At 65.7% G+C, this 19,373-nt stretch carries 21 protein-coding genes; 8 read left to right on the top strand and 13 right to left on the bottom strand.

Annotated features, from left to right (window positions below; translation table 11 throughout):
* The first annotated feature begins 125 nt into the window (after positions 1-125).
* Positions 126-1,037: a DUF808 domain-containing protein gene (locus LR961_RS16800; RefSeq protein WP_232151077.1), complete on the top strand. Its 912-nt coding sequence runs from the start codon at positions 126-128 to the stop codon at positions 1,035-1,037.
* A 353-nt stretch (positions 1,038-1,390) separates the two neighbouring features.
* On the opposite strand, the gene LR961_RS16795 is transcribed toward LR961_RS16800, so the two are convergent.
* From LR961_RS16795 to LR961_RS16785, 3 genes are all read right to left on the bottom strand, one after another.
* Positions 1,391-2,053 (bottom strand): hypothetical protein, encoded by a 663-nt coding sequence (locus LR961_RS16795; protein ID WP_232151076.1) that lies wholly within the window; start codon positions 2,051-2,053, stop codon positions 1,391-1,393.
* A 13-nt stretch (positions 2,054-2,066) separates the two neighbouring features.
* Complete coding sequence (locus LR961_RS16790; RefSeq protein ID WP_332311047.1) at positions 2,067-2,585, bottom strand: sigma-70 family RNA polymerase sigma factor; 519 nt, start codon at positions 2,583-2,585, stop codon at positions 2,067-2,069.
* A 66-nt stretch (positions 2,586-2,651) separates the two neighbouring features.
* Positions 2,652-4,184 (bottom strand): GGDEF domain-containing protein, encoded by a 1,533-nt coding sequence (locus LR961_RS16785; protein WP_232151074.1) that lies wholly within the window; start codon positions 4,182-4,184, stop codon positions 2,652-2,654.
* A gap of 120 nt (positions 4,185-4,304) precedes the next feature.
* On the opposite strand from LR961_RS16785, the gene LR961_RS16780 reads away from it, so the two are divergent.
* Positions 4,305-4,937: an NAD-dependent epimerase/dehydratase family protein gene (locus LR961_RS16780; RefSeq protein ID WP_232151073.1), complete on the top strand. Its 633-nt coding sequence runs from the start codon at positions 4,305-4,307 to the stop codon at positions 4,935-4,937.
* 172 nt (positions 4,938-5,109) lie between these two features.
* Here LR961_RS16780 and LR961_RS16775 read toward each other — a convergent pair whose 3' ends face one another.
* The 9 genes from LR961_RS16775 to pdhA form a co-directional block, all read right to left on the bottom strand.
* Complete coding sequence (locus LR961_RS16775; RefSeq protein ID WP_232151072.1) at positions 5,110-5,871, bottom strand: SDR family oxidoreductase; 762 nt, start codon at positions 5,869-5,871, stop codon at positions 5,110-5,112.
* Between the two features lie 54 nt (positions 5,872-5,925).
* Positions 5,926-6,312 (bottom strand): VOC family protein, encoded by a 387-nt coding sequence (locus tag LR961_RS16770; RefSeq protein ID WP_232151071.1) that lies wholly within the window; start codon positions 6,310-6,312, stop codon positions 5,926-5,928.
* 30 nt (positions 6,313-6,342) lie between these two features.
* A complete protein-coding gene (locus tag LR961_RS16765; protein ID WP_232151070.1) occupies positions 6,343-6,954 on the bottom strand; it encodes a DUF998 domain-containing protein in 612 nt (203 codons plus the stop codon).
* Positions 6,955-6,960: 6 nt separating this feature from the next.
* Positions 6,961-7,122: a hypothetical protein gene (locus tag LR961_RS16760; RefSeq protein ID WP_232151069.1), complete on the bottom strand. Its 162-nt coding sequence runs from the start codon at positions 7,120-7,122 to the stop codon at positions 6,961-6,963.
* 304 nt (positions 7,123-7,426) lie between these two features.
* Positions 7,427-7,849 carry a hypothetical protein gene (locus tag LR961_RS16755; protein WP_232151068.1) on the bottom strand — a complete coding sequence of 141 codons (423 nt, stop codon included), beginning with the start codon at positions 7,847-7,849 and terminating at the stop codon, positions 7,427-7,429.
* Positions 7,850-7,978: 129 nt separating this feature from the next.
* A complete protein-coding gene (locus tag LR961_RS16750) occupies positions 7,979-9,331 on the bottom strand; it encodes a dihydrolipoamide acetyltransferase family protein (protein ID WP_232151067.1) in 1,353 nt (450 codons plus the stop codon).
* Positions 9,328-9,681 (bottom strand): SH3 domain-containing protein, encoded by a 354-nt coding sequence (locus LR961_RS16745; protein WP_232151066.1) that lies wholly within the window; start codon positions 9,679-9,681, stop codon positions 9,328-9,330. The genes LR961_RS16750 and LR961_RS16745 overlap by 4 nt, the downstream gene beginning before the upstream one ends.
* A 1-nt stretch (position 9,682) precedes the next feature.
* Positions 9,683-10,762 carry an alpha-ketoacid dehydrogenase subunit beta gene (locus LR961_RS16740; protein WP_232151065.1) on the bottom strand — a complete coding sequence of 360 codons (1,080 nt, stop codon included), beginning with the start codon at positions 10,760-10,762 and terminating at the stop codon, positions 9,683-9,685.
* Entirely contained in the window at positions 10,755-11,843 is a 1,089-nt protein-coding gene (gene pdhA, locus LR961_RS16735) for a pyruvate dehydrogenase (acetyl-transferring) E1 component subunit alpha (RefSeq protein WP_232151064.1), read from the bottom strand. Before pdhA ends, LR961_RS16740 begins: the two co-directional genes overlap by 8 nt.
* 449 nt (positions 11,844-12,292) lie before the next feature.
* Between pdhA and LR961_RS16730 the strand changes: the two genes are divergently transcribed.
* The 4 genes from LR961_RS16730 to LR961_RS16715 all read left to right on the top strand — a co-directional run bounded on the left by LR961_RS16730 (position 12,293) and on the right by LR961_RS16715 (position 17,036).
* A complete protein-coding gene (locus LR961_RS16730) occupies positions 12,293-13,153 on the top strand; it encodes a tryptophan 2,3-dioxygenase family protein (protein WP_232151063.1) in 861 nt (286 codons plus the stop codon).
* Positions 13,154-13,527: 374 nt separating this feature from the next.
* Positions 13,528-15,036, top strand: a complete 1,509-nt coding sequence (locus tag LR961_RS16725; protein ID WP_232151062.1) for an oligopeptide:H+ symporter — start codon at positions 13,528-13,530, stop codon at positions 15,034-15,036.
* Between the two features lie 28 nt (positions 15,037-15,064).
* Entirely contained in the window at positions 15,065-15,640 is a 576-nt protein-coding gene (locus tag LR961_RS16720) for a thioredoxin family protein (RefSeq protein WP_232151177.1), read from the top strand.
* A 280-nt stretch (positions 15,641-15,920) separates the two neighbouring features.
* Entirely contained in the window at positions 15,921-17,036 is a 1,116-nt protein-coding gene (locus LR961_RS16715) for a hypothetical protein (RefSeq protein ID WP_232151061.1), read from the top strand.
* A gap of 88 nt (positions 17,037-17,124) precedes the next feature.
* Here LR961_RS16715 and LR961_RS16710 read toward each other — a convergent pair whose 3' ends face one another.
* Positions 17,125-17,619 (bottom strand): MarR family winged helix-turn-helix transcriptional regulator, encoded by a 495-nt coding sequence (locus tag LR961_RS16710; RefSeq protein WP_232151060.1) that lies wholly within the window; start codon positions 17,617-17,619, stop codon positions 17,125-17,127.
* Between the two features lie 128 nt (positions 17,620-17,747).
* Here LR961_RS16710 and hppD point away from each other — a divergent pair, with 128 nt between their 5' ends.
* Both hppD and LR961_RS16700 read left to right on the top strand, forming a co-directional pair.
* Positions 17,748-18,863 (top strand): 4-hydroxyphenylpyruvate dioxygenase, encoded by a 1,116-nt coding sequence (gene hppD, locus LR961_RS16705; RefSeq protein ID WP_232151059.1) that lies wholly within the window; start codon positions 17,748-17,750, stop codon positions 18,861-18,863.
* An 87-nt stretch (positions 18,864-18,950) separates the two neighbouring features.
* Positions 18,951-19,349, top strand: coding sequence for an endonuclease domain-containing protein (locus LR961_RS16700; protein ID WP_232151058.1), 399 nt, complete (start codon positions 18,951-18,953; stop codon positions 19,347-19,349).
* Positions 19,350-19,373 lie beyond the last annotated feature (24 nt).

Here is a 19,373-nt window from a genome sequence, read left to right as displayed (position 1 = left end):
GCCACTGCCAGAGCGGCCAGTGTGGCGCCAGGAGGGTTGGCTCTGGGTGAATGGAGCACCGCAAGCCTGCGCAGCAGGGCGTGAATGGGCGAGAATCCCCCCATCCACCCAACCTTTGGTGCCCCATGGCTGGAGCCAGCCTGTTTGCCCTGCTCGACGATATCGCCTCACTGCTTGATGACGTGTCCATCCTCACCAAGGTCGCGGCCAAGAAGACCGCCGGCGTACTGGGCGACGACCTGGCGCTCAACGCGCAGCAGGTCACCGGCGTCAATGCCAACCGCGAGCTGCCGGTGGTGTGGGCGGTGGCCAAGGGGTCACTGGTCAACAAAGCCATCCTGGTGCCGGCGGCGCTGGCCATCAGCGCGTGGCTGCCATGGGCGGTGACGCCGTTGATGATGATCGGCGGCGCCTTCCTGTGCTACGAGGGCGTGGAGAACCTGGCGCACAAGTTCCTGCATTCCAGGGAAGAGGACGCCGCGCGCAAGGCCGAGCGGCGCGAGGCGCTGGCCGACGAGAACATCGACGTGGTGGCGTGGGAGCGCGGCAAGATCAAGGGTGCCATCCGCACCGACTTCATCCTGTCGGCGGAGATCATCGTGCTGTCACTGGGCGTCGTCTCCAGTGCCCCGTTCGGCCAGCAGGTCGCCACGCTGATCGCCATTGCGCTGGGCATGACCGTGTTCGTCTACGGACTGGTGGCCGGTATCGTCAAGCTGGACGACGTCGGTGCCTGGTTGCTGGACAAGGGCCGCGCGCTGGCCTTGCTGGGTCGCGGCATCCTGCATGCCACGCCGTGGTTGATGCGTGGCTTGTCCATCGCCGGTACCGCAGCGATGTTCCTGGTCGGCGGTGGCATCCTGGTTCACGCGATTCCAGCGTTGCACCACTTCGTCGTGGGCCTGGCCCCTGCGAATCTGGAATGGCTGGCCAACGCACTGGGCAGCGTGGTGGTGGGCATCATCATCGGCGCTGTGGTGCTGGCGGTGGTGACGCTGTTCCAGAAGCTGCGCGGTGGCGCCAAGGCGGCGCATTGAGCGGCCAAGCCTGAGGTCATGGTTGTGCTGTAGGCGCGGCGTCAGCCGCGAAACGGGTGGCACAACCGCAACTGGTTTCCCGTGCGACGGCACGTACCCCCGTTGCCGGAATCACCCCCGGCTTCGCCGCTGAAGTCGCTCCTGCAACGGCGGGCAGGCAGCGGCGCGGTGCAGGAGCGACCTTGGTGGCGAAGCCGATGTGGTTTCCCTCGGTGGTGCGTCTGCAATTGCAGTTATCCGGTTGCCGCATGCATTGCCAGCTTCGCGGCTGACGCCGCTCCTACAACTGAGGATGCTGCAAAGGCAGGACGTTGTTCGCAGCGCACGGCTACATCGTGATCCTCGGCGCACCCTCACCGTGCATCCTCCTGCAACTCACGTAGCTGCCGTTGCGCATGCACCAACGATTGGCCGGACAAGCCCTCCAGCCAGCGTCGCAACCCGTGCGTAACCGGCAGGCGTCGCAATGCCCAGCGCGCCAGCACGCCGCTGCCGAGCATCGCGACCACGCCGAAACCCAGTGTCGCCACGAACCAGGCCGGTGCCGCCGCGTACAGGTCCAGCCCCAGCCAGCGCACACACAGCCACTGCGTGGCCAGCAACCACAGGCAGAACCACGGCAGGCCCAGCGCGAGTTCGCCAAGTGCGGTGAAGCGGCGCAACTGCGCGATCCGCTGCAACTGCAGCAGCACCGGCGCGTCGCTGCGCTCGATCCGCATCGCCAGCAACGCGCGGGTGATCGATACCCAGATCGCGGCGATGCCGTAGATGTGGAAGGCCAGGCCGGTCAACAGAAGTTGCGGCACCTGCCGGTACTCGATCCAGAAGCTGGCCGCCATCGCGGTGACCGCAATCCAAACCAGCAACCACGCCAGCTGCATGCCGCTGAACCAGCGCAGCCGCCGTCGGATATCGCGCAGGCGGGGTTCGCGCCAGGCCTGCAGCGCGGAGGCTTCCAGCTGATCGATGCGTTGGGCCTGGCTGGCCCAGGCAGCCTTGAGTTGTTCAAGTTCCATGGTTTGAGCCCCTTCAATCCTGAGCGGGAGACAGGCGTTGCCGCAGCTGCTGGCGCAGCCGGTGCAGGCGGGTGGCTGCGTTGCCGGCGCTGATGCCGAGCACTTCGCCGATCTGTTGGTGGCTGTAGTCGTCCAGGTGCAACAGCAACAGGGCGCGGTCCAGCGGCGGCAGGGCGTGGATCACCGAATACAACTGCGACAGCTGCGCGGCTTCCTCGGGGGTGTCGGCAACCATCGCCGCGGATTCCAGTTGGTCGATAGCCACATCGGCGTGGTGGTCCTGGCGCAGCCGCCGGCCACGCTGTTGGGAGATGGCCACATTCAGCGCGACGCGATACAGCCAGGTGCTGAACCGGGCCTTCTCCGGCGCGAAGGCGGGGAAGCCACGCCATGCCTGGATGCTGATCTCCTGCACCAGGTCGCTCCGGTCCTCCGGTTCATGGCTCCAGGCACGCGCCACCTTGAGCACGATGCCCTGGTGCTGCGCCAGCAGGTGGGCGAAGCGCTGCTGCAGATCGGCGTCGGCGGTCACGGGGATGTCCATGCAAGGGTGATTCGCACCAGCGCAGGAAATATCACAGCCGTGGGCGCCGGAGCGTCAGTCGGCCGGCAACACCCGGTTGCGGCCGATGCGCTTGGCCGCGTACAGGGCCTGGTCGGCGCGGTGCAGCAGCGCGTCGGCCGGTTCTCCATCGCGGGCCTGGGCCACGCCAGCACTGAAACGTACCTGCACGCGCTGCGTGTCGAGAAGGAACGGGCGCTGTGCCAATGCAACCTGCAGCTGCTGCACCGCTTCCAGCGCGGCGTTGCCGGTCAGGCCCGGCAGCACCAGCACGAACTCATCGCCACCCAGGCGGGCAAGGCGGTCGTGCGTGCGCAGCCGTTGCTGCAGCACCGCCGTCATGTGCCGCAGTGCCTGGTCACCGCCGGCGTGACCGTGGCTGGCGTTGGTCTGGGCGAAGTGATCCAGATCCAGCATCGCCACGCTCACCAGCGCTCCGCTGCCGCTGAGTTCTGCAGCCAACAGTTCTTCCAGCCCACGCCGGTTCAGGACGCCGGTGAGCGGGTCGGTGCGCAGCTGGTTGTCGGCCTGTTCCAACTCGCGTTCCAGCTGCTGCACACGCAGCTCGGCAGCCTTGGCTTCGGCGCGGGCATTGGCCAGGTGGTCGCGCGCGCGCGCGGCCTGGGCCTGTACCCGCGCGGTGTCCTGCAGCACGTCCTGAAGCAACTGGTTGAGGTCGGCGATGCTGCGCGCCTGGCGCACCGCGATGGCGTAGCTGGCGATGCGGTCGTGGTACTCGCCGGTCTCGGTGGCCATGCCGTCGACCTGGTCGAGGAAGCTGACCATCAGTTCCTTCATGGCCTGCTTGGATTCATCGATGCCCTGGCGCAGCAGGCCTTGCCGGTAGATCACGTCCCGCAGGTCGTTGCGGGTCTGCTCCAGCGAGCCGGTATCCAGCGGCCCGGACAGCAACTGGCGCACGTTGCGGATCTGGCTGTGCAGCCAACTACTGCCATCGAGCAGTTCGGTGATGTTTTCCAGCAGCATGTCGAACAGGCTCAGCAGCAGATCGCGCTGCTCCTGCATGCCATCACTGCGCACGCCCACCTGGTGGCACAACTCGCGCAGGTGTTGCGCCACCGGCTCCAGCGCTTGTCCGGCGCGCCAGCCACGCAGTTCCTCGCCCATCCGCCGGGCCTGTTGTTCCAGCTCAGGCGAGTGCTGCATCAGGCTGGCCAGCACCGCATCAAGGGTGCTGGCGAGCATGTCGCGCAGGCGTTCGGCCTCGACGCTGCCGGTGCCTGGCTGGGCCAGTTCGATGGTGCGGATGTACTTGTCGATCAGTTGCCGCAGCAGGCGTCCATAGCGTTCCCAGTCCCGGTCGATGTGGGCGCTGTGCAGGCGCTGGCCCATGTCGCCCAGTTCGCCGGGCAGCGAGCACATGCCTTGGGCGAACGCGCCCAGCAGCGGTTCCGGCGCATCGGCGCCGACGAACAACCGCTGCAGCAACGCCATGCCGTTACTGCTTGCTGCGACCGGTTCAACCGTCACCTGTGGCGCTGCCCGCCGCGACAGGATGCGTCCCAGCCCGGTGCCACGGGGGAGGGGGGAGTCGGTGTGATCGGCCATTGCAAGAGGGTCCGGGCGTGGAAACGCATGCGCCTGCGCGCGTAAGGAGGGTGGTGTTGAAGCCCCATTATCGGCAAGGTAGCAGACGGCTTGAACGGCAGCCGATCACAGGAGCGGAGCATGCGGGTACTGATTGCAGGGGCCACCGGCCTGGTCGGGGCGCAGGTGCTGCGGCGGTTGCTGGCAGACCCGCGCTGCAGCGGCGTGGTCGCCCCGACCCGGCGGCCGTTGGCACCGACTGATGCAAAGCTGCTCAATCCGGTGCTGGATTTCGCCACGCTGCCGGCCGATGCGCCGTGGTACCAGGTCGATGCGGCGGTCTGCGCCCTGGGTTCGACGATGAAACAGGCCGGCTCACGCGAGGCGTTCCAGCAGATCGATCACGGCTACCCGCTGCAGATCGCGCAGGCCGTGCGCCGGCAGGGCTGCGAGGTGTTCGCGTTGAACTCGGCGATGGGCGCCAAAGCGCGTTCGCCGTTCTTCTACAACCGGGTGAAAGGGCAACTGGAGGAGGATCTGCGCGCGCTGGGTTTCTCTTCGCTGGCGTTGGTCCGGCCGGGGTTGATCGGTGGCGAACGTGCCGAGTCGCGTGCGGGAGAGCATGCCGCAGCGGTGGTGCTGGGGGCTTTGGCGCCGATGCTGCCCAAGGCATGGCGGATCAACCCGGCCGAGCGCATTGCCGATGCATTGGTGGAAGCGGCATTGAACACGCAGCCCGGCGTGCGGGTGATCGGTTCGGCGCAGTTGGTGTAGGCGATAGCCCCGCGTAGGAGCAGCCTTGGCCGCGAAGCCACCGCTGCTGCAGTCTGCAGGGAACAGCGCAACCGTACGATGCGTGATCGCGTTTATGTGGATGCCGGCTGCACGGTCGGGTTCGCGGCCAAGACCGCTCCTGCAATGCGGATATGGGGGCCGCGCGGCCCGATCAGGCCGGCAGCGATTGCCCACCATCCACCGCCAACACCTGCCCGGTGATCCAGCGCGCCGCCGGTGAACACAGGAACACCGCGGCGCTGGCCACATCGGCGGCATCGCCGAAACCGCCGAACGGAATCTTCGCGCGGATCTGCTCGTACAGCGCCGGCTCCTCGCTGCGACGGCGGTCCCACAGGCCGCCGGGGAACTCGATCGAGCCCGGTGCGATGGCGTTGACGCGGATGCGCTCACGCGCCAGTTCAGCAGCCAATGACACGGTGTAGTAATTCAACGCGGCCTTCGCGCTGGAATAGGCTGCTGCACGCGGCGTGGGCACCAGTGCATTGATCGAACTGATGTTGAGGATGGCCGGCATCGCGCTGTTGCGCAGGTACGGGACGGCGAGACGATTGGTGCGCACCGCCGCCATCAGGTCGATGTCGAAGCCGGCCTGCCAGCTGGCGTCATCGGTGCCATTGCCGTAGCCGGAGGCATTGTTGACGACGATGTCGATGCCGCCCAGCGCATCGGCTGCGGCACCTACCCAATGTTCGATCTGCACCGGCTCGGCGAGGTCGCAGCCCTGCACGTGCACGGTGCGGGCGCCGGCTTCACGCAAGCTTGTCGCGGCCTGCTGCAGCACCGCCTCATTGCGCGCGCAGATGCTTACCTGGGCACCTTCCTTTGCGAAGGCGACCGCCATGGTCAAGCCAATACCACGACTGCCACCGGCAATCAGTACGCGTGCATTGTTGAGTGAAGGGGCAGGCATCGACATATCTCCAGCATCTGGAACGAAGCGGCCATTATCGGCGGCCTTCGCCGTTTACTCCCAGCGTGTGGGTGCCGGTCCGCGCTCGGGATGTTTCATCTGCACCACGCAGAAGCGGTGGCCGGTTGGCGCTTCCATCACCCACCAGCGTTTGACCCGGCCGATGCGTTTGGCGCCGAGTGCTTCCAAGCGGTCGGCCTCGGCATCGATGTCGTCGGACTCGATATCCAGATGCACGCGCGAAGGATGGCTGACGCGTTGCACCTCCACGTGCAGTCCGGCCGGTGCGCCGTGCAGTTCGCTGTACTGGGCGCCGTCTTCCTCGGTATAGGCGGGTTCGGCATCCAGCCCCAGTGCCGCGCTCCAGAACGCTGCGGCCTTGTCACTGTCGATGTCCTGGCAGTCGATGATGAAACCGGCCAGACGGCTGCGGTGGCTCATGGCGTTGCTCCGGGCGATGGAAGCCGCAGCTTAATCCCTGCCCGGTGACGGGGCAGGCTGGGCCAGTCGCCAAGCCGTGATGCACAGCGATCCATAGACGAGCCACTCGGCCAGGCGCTGCAGCAACCCACGCCATTCATGCAGTGGCGGTGCGCCCATCAGCACGAACAGCAGCAGCCAGGTTGCGGCGAGCGCCACCCACGCCATGCGCATGCTGGCACGCAGCCCGGGAGTGGTCGCCAGCAGCACCAGGCCGAGGGTGGTACCCAGATACGTGAATACGCCAAGCAGGTTGTGCAGTGCCTGCGACAGGCTGCCTTCCATCGGGCAGCCAAGGTCGCAGGGCGCCAGTGCCGAGCCGATCCAGGCCAGCGGCTCGCACAGCAGCAGCCAGTAGCCGACGCGGCTGGCACCGGAGACCGGCACGCGCGGAGCCATCACCACCAGCAATGCTGCGGCCAGCACGCCAACGGGAATGAATCCGGCGACGCTGATCACAATGGCGTGGGCGCTGCCGCTTGCGCCCAGTTCGCTGATGTACTGCGCCTGCGCCGAGTAGCCCGGCTTCAGTGCGGCACCACCGACCAGCATGCCCACGTATACAAGGACGAACAGAACGATGAGCCAGCGCGGCTTACGCATCGCTGGTCAGTAAGGTGTGCTGGAAAGGAAGAGCTCGACCTTGCCGCATGAAACGCAGGCATAAAGGTCGAACTCTTCGCGGTCGAGGAACAGGCTGCCCAGGTCGCCGAGCAGGAATGGCATCGCCTGGGTGCTTTCCTGGAAGCGGCGGCGGCCGATGAACTCCATCGTGGCGCCAGCGCATCGCAGGCATTGCATCCGCCGTGGGGCCGGGCCGCCATGCGGCGGCTGGTCGGCATCCGCTGGTGGCGGGGAACCATCGGCGTAGGTACTGCAGCGCCAGCACTGCCGTGCGTCGGCGCCATTGCGTTCACCACATCGGGTACAGATCCAAGCGTCCATGGGATTACCGAATCGGGTTTGTGGCCGGCTCGGGCATGGTAGCCCTGCATTGGGTGAATGCCGTGACAGCGGATGCATCGGAACCGCAACCCGCTCCGAAGGCGGGTCACGGTTCCGGCAGGGCACAGGTTCAGCCGATCGGCGGGGCGTGCAGTTCAGCGAACAGCTGGTTCTGCGCCTTGCGTGCCATCGAACGCGGCAGGCTGGCTACGAAGCTGCTGCCGCTCAGTGCCATGTCGCCCTTGATGATCAGGCCGTTGATGCGGGTGTAGCTGCGGAACGTATGGCGGCTGCCGTCGCGGATGACCTCCAGGAACATCGGAGCGGTCAAAAAGCCTTTGCCCTTGCGGTAGACCTGCGTCTGCCCGGTTTCGCGCTCCAGGAAGTAACCGTTGGCCTGTGCCCAGCTGGCGACCTTGCCAAGCACGTCCTCATCGGTGGTCAATGTGGTCTGGTCGTACGGACGTCCACTGTTCCTGGCCATCAGCGCCATCACGTTCAGTGCGCCAAAGCCAATGACGGCGCCGACGATCATCCCTGTTGCGATTCCCATGTACTGCTTCCTGTTTCGGTGTTGAAGAGCCCGCTCGATGGCGGGTGCCGGCAGCGATGGTAGCGCGGTCGCGCAGACATAAAAAAAGCCCGCATTGCTGCGGGCTCAAATGCTGCAGTAACAATGGGATCAGTGGGTCAGCGCCAGGTCGTCGATCAGCGCGCGCAGGAAGCGGGCAGCTTCGCCGCCGGTGCAGGCGCGGTGGTCGAAGGTGACCGACAGCGGGATGACCTTGTGCGTTTCCACGCCGCCCATCACCGGGGTGAGCTGGAAGCGGGCGCGGCCGGCGGCAACGATGGCCACGCACGGCGGCACGACGACCGGCGTTGCGTAGCGACCGGCGAACATGCCGAAGTTGGACAGCGAGATGGTGTAACCGCTCAGTTCCGAAGCGGCGATCGAGCGGTCTTCCACCTGCTGGCGCAGACGGTTGATGCCTTCGCGCACGCCACGTGCATCGAGCATGTCGGCATTGCGTAGGGCCGGGACGAACAGGCCGTCGTCGGTGTCCACGGCGATGCCGATGTCCACCTGCGCGTGCAGGGTGCGGGTGAGGTTGTCACCGTCGAACCAGGCATTCATCGCCGGCACGGCCTGGCAGGCCTTGACGATGGCGCGGACCAGGCGCGAGGTCATGTCGTTGCCCGGTGCCCAGGCGTGGATGTCGGCGTCGTCGCTCAGCGTGGTCGGCACGACCTTGCTGTGCGCATCGGCCATCACCCGCGCCATGTTGCGGCGCACGCCCTTCAGCGGCTCCGGCTGGCCCTTGGCAACCACGCCCGGAGGCGCGGTGCGCATCGGCTTGCCGGCGGCGGAAAGCGGGGTGCGGGTGGCTTCGACGCGTGCGGCGGGTGCCGCAGCGACAGCAGCCTGCGGTACCGCTGCCGGCGCTGCGCCGATCTTTGCGGTACCTGCTTCGGCAGCCTGCTTCACGTCGTTCATTGTCACCGCGCCATCGGCGCCGGTGGCACGCACGCGGGCCAGGTCCACGCCCAGCTTGCGGGCCATTGCACGCACTGCCGGCATCGCTTTGACGCCACCGACGGCTACGGCCTGTTCGGTGTGCACGGCGTTGGAGCTGACCATCGCGCCGACCACGGTGCCTTCGTCGGCACGTTCGGCGGCGGCAGCAGCCGCTGGTGCCGGTGCTGCGGCAGGTGCAGGCGCCGGTGCGGCCGGTGCCGGGGCGCCGTGGTGATGGCCGGTGTCCTGGCCTTCGGCACGCTGCGGCAGGTTCGGGTCGATCTCGAAGTGCGCCAGCATGTGGCCGGTCACCACGATGTCACCCGGTGCGCCGGCCAGTTTCAGGATCTTGCCGGAGACCGGCGAGGGCACTTCCACCACGGCCTTGGCGGTCTCCATCGAGACCAGCGGCTCGTCCAGCTTGATCACATCGCCTTCCTTGACGAACCACTCAACGATGGTCGCGTCCGGCAGGCCTTCGCCCAGGTCGGGCAGGTTGAAGCTCTTGGTCTGGCTCATGTGCAGTTCTCTTCCAGCAATTCAAGTTCGCGCGCCGGCAACCAGCCCTGCGTGCCGTCGGCACGCTCGGACCACCACCAGCCGCCATGTTCGTAATGAAGCCTTACCCGCTCGCCGCTGTCGGCATCCAGTTCGCGCGCGCTGTAATCGCGCAGCACTTCGGCGCGTCCATCGCCGAGCATCCCCAGCCATGCAACCGGTGTCCAGCCGGCATCGCCGGCGTCGGTGGTTACCCACGCGAACGCCGGCCATTCCTCGTCACGTACGCCGAGCGCGACAATCTGCCCGGCGTGGACCTGCAAAGGATTGCGATATTGACTGCGGTAGCTGCCAGTCAGGCGTGCCTGCATGTCAGCCTGCCGTCACCGCACGCTTGGCCGCAGCCACGATCCGCTCGACGCTCGGCAGGTACTTCATTTCCAAACGGAACAGCGGGATGTGGGTGTCGTAGCCGGTGACGCGCTCGACCGGTGCCAGCAGGTCGTACATGGACTCTTCGGCCAGGCGGGCGGCGATTTCAGCGCCGAAACCGGCCGTCTTCGGCGCTTCCTGCACGATCACGCAGCGGCCGGTCTTGGCCACCGATTCGGCGATGGTGGCGAAATCGAGCGGACGCAGCGTGGCCACGTCGATGACTTCGGCACTGATGCCTTCGCCGGCCAGCTTGTCGGCTGCTTCCAGGGCTTCCTTCACCTGCGCGCCCCAGGTCACCAGGGTCACGTCGGTGCCGTCACGCAGCACGAAGCACACGTCCAGCGGCAGTGCCTCGCCATCGTTGGCGACCACTTCCTTGTACTGGCGGTAGATGCGCTTGGGCTCCATGTAGATCACCGGATCCGGCTCGCGGATCGCGGCCAGCAACAGGCCGTAGGCACGCTGCGGGCTGGACGGCAGCACCACGCGCAGGCCCGGCACGTTGGTGAAGATGGCCTCGTTGGCTTCGCTGTGGTGCTCCGGCGCACGGATGCCACCACCCCACGGCACGCGCAGCACCATCGGGCAATGCAGGCGGCCACGGGTGCGGTTACGCAGGCGTGCGGCGTGGCAGATGATGTGGTCCACCATCGGATAGACGAAGCCGTCGAACTGGGCTTCGGCAATCGGCTTCATGCCCTGCGCGGCCAGGCCGACGGTGAGGCCGGCGATGGTGGTTTCATCCAGCGGGGTGTCCAGCACGCGCTGCGAACCGAACTGCTGCTGCAGGCCGGCGGTGGCGCGGAACACGCCGCCGTTGACGCCCACGTCCTCGCCCAGCACCAGCACCGAGGGGTCGTGTTCCATTTCCCATGCAAGGGCCTGGGTGACGGCTTCGATGAGGGTGATCGGGGTGGCGGTCATGGTGGCTTCTCCGCTGTGGCTTGCCGCGCTGTGGGCCGGGCCGGGGTCGTGGCTGGCCGGGGTTCCGGAAACGACGCGCTTGATGTCATCCATGGCGCTGCTCCAGGGCGATGGCGGCGGCGCGCTGGGCCAGCAGATCCGGCGGCGGGTCGGCGTACAGGAAATCGAACATGGCTTCGACCGGCTGCACCGGGCAGTTGAGGTAGGCGTTGACCTCCTCGTCCACGCGGGTGCCGCATTCGGCGATCCAGTTCTTTTCTTCTTCCTCGCTCCACACGCCCTGCGCGGTGAGGTACTTGCGCAGGCGGAGCAGCGGTTCCTTCAACCAGGCCGACTTCACTTCGGCGTCGTCGCGGTAGCGGCGCGCATCGTCGGCGGTGGTGTGGTCGGACAGGCGGTAGGTGAGCAGCTCCAGCACCGTGCCGCCCTTGCCGGACAGGGCACGTTCGCGCGCCTGTTCCATGGCTGCCAGCACCGCGATCAGGTCGTTGCCGTCCACCTGCAGGCAGAACAGGCCGCCGGCCAGGCCCTTCTGGGCCAGGGTTTCAGCGCCGGTCTGGGCCGAACGCGGCACCGAGATGGCCCAGCCGTTGTTGACCACGCACAGGATCAGCGGCAGCTGGTAGGCGCCAGCGGAGTTCACTGCGGCGTAGAAGTCGGTCTTGGAGCTGCCGCCGTCACCGCAGACGGTCACGGCCACCTGGTTCAGGCCACGCAGCTTGAACGACAGTGCCGAACCGGCTGCGTGCAGGCACTGGGTCGAGATCGGCACGCAGATCGGGAAATCGCGCACGGCGTCGCTGGAGCGGTCGTAATCGCTGCCACGTTCGTCGCCGCCCCAGTACATCAGGACGTCGCGTGGGCGTACGCCGCGCATGAACATCGCGCCGTACTCGCGGTAGCTGGGGGCGAACACGTCACCGGGCTTCATTGCCGCACCAATGCCGACGTGGGCCGCTTCATGGCCCAGGCAGGAGGCAAAGGTGCCGAGCTTGCCGGTGCGCTGCAGCGCCACGGCCTTGGTGTCGAACACCCGGGTGGCCAGCATCTGCCGGAACATCGGCAGCAGGGCGCGGGGGTCGCGCAGCGACTCGGGGAGATCGTTGCGTACCAGGTTGCCGTCGGCATCCAGGTACTGCAGGTATTCAATTTGGAACTGGGCGGAAACCGTCATTGCAGCAACACCTTGAACAGATGGTTTCAAATGATAGGAATTGCCCATGGTAAGGAATCCGTCCGAAAAAGCCGTCCTGCGCCGCAGCACAACTGATCGTACAAACCCTTGGTTACAGCCAGGGCAACCACCGACGGCGAGCAAACTCAACGTATTCAGTCTGGTTTGCCGCAGACCACGCATTGTCGCGCCGGTTGCGCCGGCAGGTGTTCGGATTCCGTTTGCGCGGCCAGCAACGGAGTTCCGTCCCGGGTACCGGGCTTCCAGAAGGTCGGGAAGGGGGCCTTGTTGCCCCTGCTCCTGCGCGTTGGTGGCGGGGCTGGAGACAAGCGCTGAAGGCGCCCCTCCCCAACCCTCCCCTTTGCCTGCGGCAGAAGGGAGGGGGCAACGCCCCCGCAGTGGTGGCGGCCTGCGTTACGCTTTGCGCCCCCGCGCAGATGGCAAGGCCGATGACCGTAGAAAAGAACCAGCGTGAGCTCGAAGCAGGTATCCACACCGACCTGCAGGGCCGGCTCACCTACGGCGGCTACCTGCGCCTGGACCAGCTGCTGTCGGCCCAGCAGCCGCTGTCCAACCCACCGCACCACGACGAGATGCTGTTCATCATCCAGCACCAGACCTCGGAGCTGTGGCTGAAGCTGCTGGCCCATGAGCTGCGTGCCGCGCGTGCCCACCTGCAACGCGACGAGGTCTGGCAATGCCGCAAGGTGCTGGCCCGCGGCAAGCAGGTGCTGCGCCTGCTGACCGAACAATGGGCGGTGCTGGAAACCCTGACCCCGTCCGAATACATGGGCTTCCGTGACGTGCTGGGGCCGTCTTCCGGCTTCCAGTCGCTGCAGTACCGCTATATCGAATTCCTGCTGGGCAACAAGAACGCCGACATGCTCGGCGTGTTCGCCCATGACCCGGCCGGGCAGGCGCAGCTGCGCGAGGTGCTGGAAGCGCCGAGCCTGTACGAGGAGTTCCTGGCCTACCTGTCGCGCTTCGGCCATGCCATCCCGGCTACCTACGAGGACCACGACTGGACCCAGCCGCATGTCAGCGACCCGGCCCTGCGCACGGTGTTCGAGACCATCTACCAGGACACCGACCGCTACTGGCGCGAGTACTCGCTGTGCGAGGACATGGTGGACCTGGAAACCCAGTTCCAGCTGTGGCGCTTCCGCCATATGCGCACGGTGATGCGGGTGATCGGCTTCAAGCGCGGCACCGGTGGCTCCAGCGGCGTGGGCTTCCTCAAGCAGGCGCTGGAGCTGACCTTCTTCCCGGAGCTGTTCGAAGTCCGTACCAGCATCCGCGCCGACGGCTGAGGCCGGCCAGCGCCGGATGCAGCCTGGGGCGTTGCAGGAGCGGCTTCAGCCGCGAAGCCACGGCTGCATCCCGTCGCATGGGGCTCGTCACGGCTGTTCTGTGGTTGCGGTCTGGCCGTTGGCGGGTGGTTTGCCAGCGTAGCGATGGGCGTCGCGCCTGCGCTGAGGACGGCATGGTGCGTCCGTCAAAACCCAACCCATTCAGCATGTTGCGACCGCAGCATGACTCGCTTTGACCGGCCATGGCCGCGGCGTGGCCGGTGCGGGCAAGATGCAATGTGGATTTGACGTGAAGCCGACGCTTCTGTGATCCTCGCCCGTCGCGCCGGTTCCGGCCGATTTCTTTCGCATCAAAATTATCAGGGGACACCCGCATGAGCGCTGCCGCGCCGAATTCCGCAACAAACCCGGCGCCCGTGCCGGAGTTCAAGGACCTCCTCGGTCACCCGCGTCCGCTGTGGATGCTGTTCATGACCGAGTTCTGGGAACGCTTCGCCTTCTACGGCATCCGCTGGGCGCTGGTGCTGTACATCGTGGCGCAGTTCCACGGCGGCAATGCGGTTGGCGAGGAACCGGCCAGCCATACCTACGGCGCCTACCTGGCGCTGGTGTATGCGGCAGCGATCTTCGGCGGTTTCGCGGCCGACCGGATCATCGGCTACCAGCGTTCGATCCTGATGGGTGCGGTGATCATGGCCGCTGGCCTGTTCATGATCGCCATTCCCAACCAGCAGGTGTTCAACCTGGGCCTGGCCACGATCATCGTCGGCAACGGCCTGTTCAAGCCGAACATCTCCACGATGGTGGGCAAGCTGTACAAGCTGGATGATGGCCGTCGCGATTCGGGCTTCACCATCTTCTACATGGGCATCAACATGGGTGCGATGATCTCGCCGATCCTCACCCAGATCCTGGCGCAGAAGGTGTTCGGCACCGACGCGATGCCGGCCTACAAGATGGTGTTCATCGCCTCGGGCATCGGCATGCTGATCAGCCTGGTGTGGTTCCTGATCGAGCGCCGCCACCTCAAGGGCATCGGCGCACCGCTGGCTGAAAAGCCCGGCAGCGGCCCGGTGATCAAGACCGCGCTGGCCTGCTTGGTCGCCATCCCGGTGATGTACGGCCTGCTCAATGCCGGCGCCAACGTGCTGCAGGTCATCCTGACCATCATGTTCATCGGCCTGGGCGTCATCCTGCTGATCGAGGGTATCCGCGAAGGCAAGGTCGCGCGCAACCGCGTGATCGCCATGCTGATCATCTTCACCTTCAACGTGCTGTTCTGGATGTTCTTCGAACAGGCCGGCAGCTCCTTCACCTTCCTGGCCGACCGCATCGTCGACCGCCAGTTCGGTGACTGGACCTTCCCGACCGCCTGGTTCCAGTCGGTGAACTCGGTGGCCATCATCACCCTGGCGCCGGTCCTGGCCTGGTTGTGGGTGCGCCTGGGCAAGGCCAATCCGTCGATCCCGCGCAAGTTCGGCCTGGGCCTGATCTTCAACGGCCTGGCGTTCCTGCTGCTGATGTTCGCCCTGTCCAGCCTGCTGGACCCGGGCAGCAACAAGATCCCGTTCTGGACCCTGTTCGCGGTGTACTGGATCCAGTCCATTGGTGAGCTGTGCCTGTCGCCGATCGGTCTGTCGATGGTGACCAAGCTGGCGCCGGTGCGTCTGGTCGGTTTCGCCATGGGCGGCTGGTTCCTGTCCACCGGCATCGGCAACAACCTGGCGGGCCTGTTCGCCGGCCACGTCAGTGGCGCCGGTGGCATGACCGTGCAGTCGGCCCATTCCGGTTACACGATGGGCTTCTGGATCCTGATCGGCGGCGGCGTGCTGCTGTTCCTGATCGCCCCGCTGGTGCAGAAGCTGATGCACGGCGTGAAGTGAGGAAGCAACGATGAAACTGATGTTCGGAATGATTCCCCTGCTGCTCACCGTCGCACTTGCCGGTTGCAATCAACCGCCGGCCCAGGCTCCGGAAAAAGTGCAGCCGCTGGATACCTCCGAACAGAAGACGCCGGTGGCTGACACCAGCCAGCCGGTGGCATCGGGCAATACCCCCACCGCAGCGGACATCGCCGCGGTGGCCGGGCTCAACGCGCAGTTCGACCCGGCCCGCGACCCGGTCGCCGACCTGGAAACGGCCAAGGTCGAGGCCCAGCGTGGCGGCAAGCGGATCATCCTGGATGTGGGCGGCGAGTGGTGCTCGTGGTGCCACCTGCTGGACGCTTTCATGGAAGGTGATTCGGAAATCCGCCGCTTCCGCGATGCCAACTACGTGTGGATGAAGGTCAACTACAGCGAGGACAACGAGAACGTGGCGTTCCTGTCCCGCTTCCCCGCGATCACCGGTTACCCGCACCTGTTCGTGCTGGATGGCGAAGGCAAGTTGCTGCATTCGCAATTCACCGGCGAGCTGGAAAAGGGCAAGGGTTACGACCGCGGCAAGTTCTTCGCCTTCCTCAAACAGTGGGCACCGCCGGCGAAATAGTTCGAGAGCGATGCAGCAAGCAACGGCGCCTGAGGGCGCCGTTGTTGTTTCCAGCACCGCGCTTTTCGTAGGAGCGGCTTCAGCCGCGATGCCACGAATGCATGCGCCGACAGTAAACACACCGGCCGACATTGTTGGGTGGCGAGCTCTGCGACGTCGGGCACATTGGTGGCTTCACGGCTTCACGGCTTCAGCCGCTCCTGCCGAGGCTACATTTGGCGGGATTGCGGCCGCTAACGAATCAATCCCGTCTGCTTCCGGCACCTCGCCGCTTCCCGCCATGCAGCCTGTTGCGAGCATCCCACCGCAAACCAATGAAGCCCCTGCACCGGATCCGGCCACCGCCACCTTGCCTACGGTGGAGGAACTGCTGGATGACAGTCCGACCACCGACGAGGTGATCGCGCCGCCGTCGCGCCTGCCATTGGCGGCTGCGCCGCCCAACATCATGTTGCAGGCGGCGGTGACGCGGCTGGTGGAGCAGAAGGAACAGATCGACCAACTCGCCCGCAATGGCCTGCTCGCCGGCTTGTTGCCATCGGAATGGAGTGCCTCGCCGGGCAATGAGCTGCGGGCATTCGTGGCCACAGTGGTGCCGTTCGCTTCCGATGCCGTGCGTGGGGACACCGTGGCGGCGCGTGTGCCGTTGAAATTCCTGCTGGGCCATTCGCAGCGCTGGGGCCGGCAGGATGTGGCCGAGCCGAAATCGCTGGCGACCTTTCTTGGCAGCGACGAGCGCGCAGCTCCTGGCGGTACCGATCTGGCCGAGGTGATGCTGCTGTCTTCCCTGGGCCTGGGCTGGGCGCAGGTAGGTCGCGGCCGGGTGGGTTTCCTGCGTGCGATGGGCGCTGAATCGCTGGCCGCGCGGGTTACCGCACTGCCGTATCCGGCAGCAGAGCAATTGGGTTTGTATCAGGTCAACTGCGATGGCATTCCGCAAGTCTGGTGCGTACTGGACAAGCGCAAGTTGCGCCCGCTGTTGGTGCCGTCACTGACAGTCCCATTGCTGACGGCTTATGGCGTGGATGCGCCTCAAGCCTGGCCGTCAAACTGGCCTGACCCGGCAGAAGTTGGCGTTGAATTGGCGCTGGCGCGTTCCGGCAAGTCCGTGGTCGAGGTCGATCTCGTCAAGCTTGTGGACAAAATCGGACGCAGCAGGGCGGGCGAGGCGTGGACGCGCGCAAGCCTGATGCAGCTGCACACCTGGGTGCCGCGCTGGCGTTTCTTCCTGACCTCGTTCATCGGTCTGCCGGCTGCACTGCTGCTGATCGCGGCATTGGCCTTGCCCGGTCAGATCGAAGCCGCTGCCGTGGCCGCAGCACTGGGCTTTGCCGGTGGCGCGATCGCTGCGCTGGCCGCGCCGTGGATCTATGCGCGGCGCAAGCACCTGAGCTGACCACGGCCGGTAATGCCGAGCCACGCTCGGCAGGCGCGTCGCCAGGAAGACCCCCGCGCAGCATGGCTGCGCGCTACACGGTCCGGTATCAGCCTTCGCTCATGCGCGGCAGGCCGGCTTCGGCAAGGCGCGTGATCAGCCGTTCCAGCACCTGCTCTTCTTCCTCGGTGAGCACCGACATCAGCCGGCGATCCATTTCGATCACCATAGGCGCGATGGTCTCGTAGACCTCGAAGCCAGCCGCCGACAACGCCAGCACCGAGCGGCGGCGGTCGTCACCGTGCGTCTCGCGTTTGATGAAGCCGCGTTCGAGCAGGCGCGCCACGGCGCGGCTGACGGCCACCTTGTCCATCGCGGTGCGTTCGGACACCTCGCTGGCCGAGGAGCCCGGGTACAGCGCCAGGATGGTGATTACCCGCCATTCGGGAATGGCCAGGCCATAGCGCTCACCATAGAGCCGGGCGATGTTGCCGCTGACCCGGTTGGACAGGACGCTGATGCGGTAGGGCAGGAATTGCTCCAGATCCAACAGGACATTTGAGGCCCGGATGCTGGTGGACTTGCTGTAGTCGGAAGAACTCATGCTGCAGTGCACCTTGATGGTGGTTTCATGTGAAACTATAACCTTCGACTCTGACGCGCGATATTCGCGAGTCTCCCTGTTTTCCCGCCGCCGACATCTGGCGACGGTCACGCTCCCGGAGGCAACCCATGAACACCCAAGCCCAACCTGCATCCAACGCACCCAACCTGGGCATGCAGGTCACCACCTTTGAAAACCCGATGGGCATCGATGGTTTTGAGTTCGTCGAGTTCGCTGCGCCGGCCGGGCAGGGCGCCCAGCTGCACGCGTACTTTCGGAACATGGGATTCACTGCCGTGCTCCGCCATCGGCAGCGTGCTATTACCGTCTACCGTCAAGGCGGCGTCAACTTCCTCGTGAACGAGGAGCCGGACTCCTTTGCCGCCGACTTCGCCGCCAAGCATGGCCCGTCCGCCTGCGGCTTCGCCATCCGCTTCCAGAAGCCGGCCGCCGACGTACTGGCCACCGCGCTGGGCAACGGCGCCGAGGAAGTGACCCTGCTGGCCGACACCCGCGCCGTGCCGGCGCCGGTGATCAAGGGCATCGGCGACTGCATGCTGTACCTGGTGGACCGCTACGGCGACAAGGGCAGCATCTACGACGCCGACTACGTGCCGGTGGAAGGCGCCGAGCAGGACCCGAAGGGTTTTGGCCTGACCTTCATCGATCACCTGACCCACAATCTGTACCTGGGCAACATGCAGAAGTGGTCGGATTACTACGAGCGCCTGTTCAACTTCCGCGAGATCCGCTACTTCGACATCAAGGGCGCAAAGACCGGCCTGGTGTCCAAGGCGATGACCGCTCCGGATGGCATCGTGCGCATCCCGCTCAACGAGTCGTCCGACCCCAAGAGCCAGATCAACGAGTATCTGGACGCCTACAAGGGCGAGGGCATCCAGCACATCGCCTGCTTCACCGACAACATCTACGACACCGTCGAAGCCATGCGTGAGCGCGGCATCGAGTTCCTGGATACGCCGGACAGCTACTTTGACGTGGTCGACCTGCGCATCCCGGACAATGGCGAAGACGTGCCGCGCCTGCGCAGGAACAAGATCCTGATCGACGCCGACCCGGAGACCAAGCAGCGCAAGCTGCTGCAGATCTTCACCCAGAACTGCATCGGCCCGATCTTCTTCGAGATCATCCAGCGCAAGGGCAATGAAGGTTTCGGCGAAGGCAACTTCCAGGCGCTGTTCGAGAGCATCGAGCGCGACCAGATGAAGCGTGGCGTGCTGTAAAGCATGTGCTCCAAAGCCCCTCTCCCACCGGGAGAGGGGTTGGGGAGAGGGTAGGCTCCTGCGGGTGTAATGCCCAACGGATGCCAGATGGTCAGGACGATCAAACCCCCACTCCCCAGCACCACACTTGAAGTCGCCAGATCCCTGCGCAAGACGATGACAGATGCCGAGCGGCGCCTATGGAAACACCTGCGTGCAGGACGCTTGTGCGGTTTGAAGTTCAGGCGCCAGCATCCCGTACCGCCGTATGTCGTGGATTTCTGCTGCATTGAGGCGGCATTGGCAGTCGAGCTGGACGGTTCGCAACACAATGCGCTGGTAGACGCCGAGCGCACCCGATATCTGCAGGCGCAGGGATGGCGGGTAGTGCGTTACTGGAACAACGAGGTGTTGTTGCAGATAGATGCAGTACTGGAAGAGATTGAGCGCATTGCGCGTAGTCGTACCCTCTCCCCAACCCCTCTCCCGGAGGGAGAGGGGCTTTGAAAACAGCTAACAGGCAGGCAGCCA

It is taken from the genome of Stenotrophomonas sp. SY1 (assembly GCF_021202945.1).
Classification (GTDB): Bacteria; Pseudomonadota; Gammaproteobacteria; order Xanthomonadales; family Xanthomonadaceae; genus Stenotrophomonas.
Note: the sequence above shows the minus strand (reverse complement) of the source record. Positions and strands in the feature narration are given on the sequence as shown.

Coding starts and splice junctions, on each gene's coding strand:
- LR961_RS16800 (WP_232151077.1), top strand. CDS start 126: ATGGCTGGAGCCAGCCTGTTTGCCCTGCTCGACGATATCGCCTCACTG.
- LR961_RS16795 (WP_232151076.1), bottom strand. CDS start 2,053: ATGGAACTTGAACAACTCAAGGCTGCCTGGGCCAGCCAGGCCCAACGC.
- LR961_RS16785 (WP_232151074.1), bottom strand. CDS start 4,184: ATGGCCGATCACACCGACTCCCCCCTCCCCCGTGGCACCGGGCTGGGA.
- LR961_RS16780 (WP_232151073.1), top strand. CDS start 4,305: ATGCGGGTACTGATTGCAGGGGCCACCGGCCTGGTCGGGGCGCAGGTG.
- LR961_RS16775 (WP_232151072.1), bottom strand. CDS start 5,871: ATGCCTGCCCCTTCACTCAACAATGCACGCGTACTGATTGCCGGTGGC.
- LR961_RS16770 (WP_232151071.1), bottom strand. CDS start 6,312: ATGAGCCACCGCAGCCGTCTGGCCGGTTTCATCATCGACTGCCAGGAC.
- LR961_RS16765 (WP_232151070.1), bottom strand. CDS start 6,954: ATGCGTAAGCCGCGCTGGCTCATCGTTCTGTTCGTCCTTGTATACGTG.
- LR961_RS16760 (WP_232151069.1), bottom strand. CDS start 7,122: ATGGAGTTCATCGGCCGCCGCCGCTTCCAGGAAAGCACCCAGGCGATG.
- LR961_RS16755 (WP_232151068.1), bottom strand. CDS start 7,849: ATGGGAATCGCAACAGGGATGATCGTCGGCGCCGTCATTGGCTTTGGC.
- LR961_RS16750 (WP_232151067.1), bottom strand. CDS start 9,331: ATGAGCCAGACCAAGAGCTTCAACCTGCCCGACCTGGGCGAAGGCCTG.
- LR961_RS16745 (WP_232151066.1), bottom strand. CDS start 9,681: ATGCAGGCACGCCTGACTGGCAGCTACCGCAGTCAATATCGCAATCCT.
- LR961_RS16740 (WP_232151065.1), bottom strand. CDS start 10,762: ATGGATGACATCAAGCGCGTCGTTTCCGGAACCCCGGCCAGCCACGAC.
- pdhA (WP_232151064.1), bottom strand. CDS start 11,843: ATGACGGTTTCCGCCCAGTTCCAAATTGAATACCTGCAGTACCTGGAT.
- LR961_RS16730 (WP_232151063.1), top strand. CDS start 12,293: ATGACCGTAGAAAAGAACCAGCGTGAGCTCGAAGCAGGTATCCACACC.
- LR961_RS16725 (WP_232151062.1), top strand. CDS start 13,528: ATGAGCGCTGCCGCGCCGAATTCCGCAACAAACCCGGCGCCCGTGCCG.
- LR961_RS16720 (WP_232151177.1), top strand. CDS start 15,065: ATGATTCCCCTGCTGCTCACCGTCGCACTTGCCGGTTGCAATCAACCG.
- LR961_RS16715 (WP_232151061.1), top strand. CDS start 15,921: ATGCAGCCTGTTGCGAGCATCCCACCGCAAACCAATGAAGCCCCTGCA.
- LR961_RS16710 (WP_232151060.1), bottom strand. CDS start 17,619: ATGAGTTCTTCCGACTACAGCAAGTCCACCAGCATCCGGGCCTCAAAT.
- hppD (WP_232151059.1), top strand. CDS start 17,748: ATGAACACCCAAGCCCAACCTGCATCCAACGCACCCAACCTGGGCATG.
- LR961_RS16700 (WP_232151058.1), top strand. CDS start 18,951: ATGGTCAGGACGATCAAACCCCCACTCCCCAGCACCACACTTGAAGTC.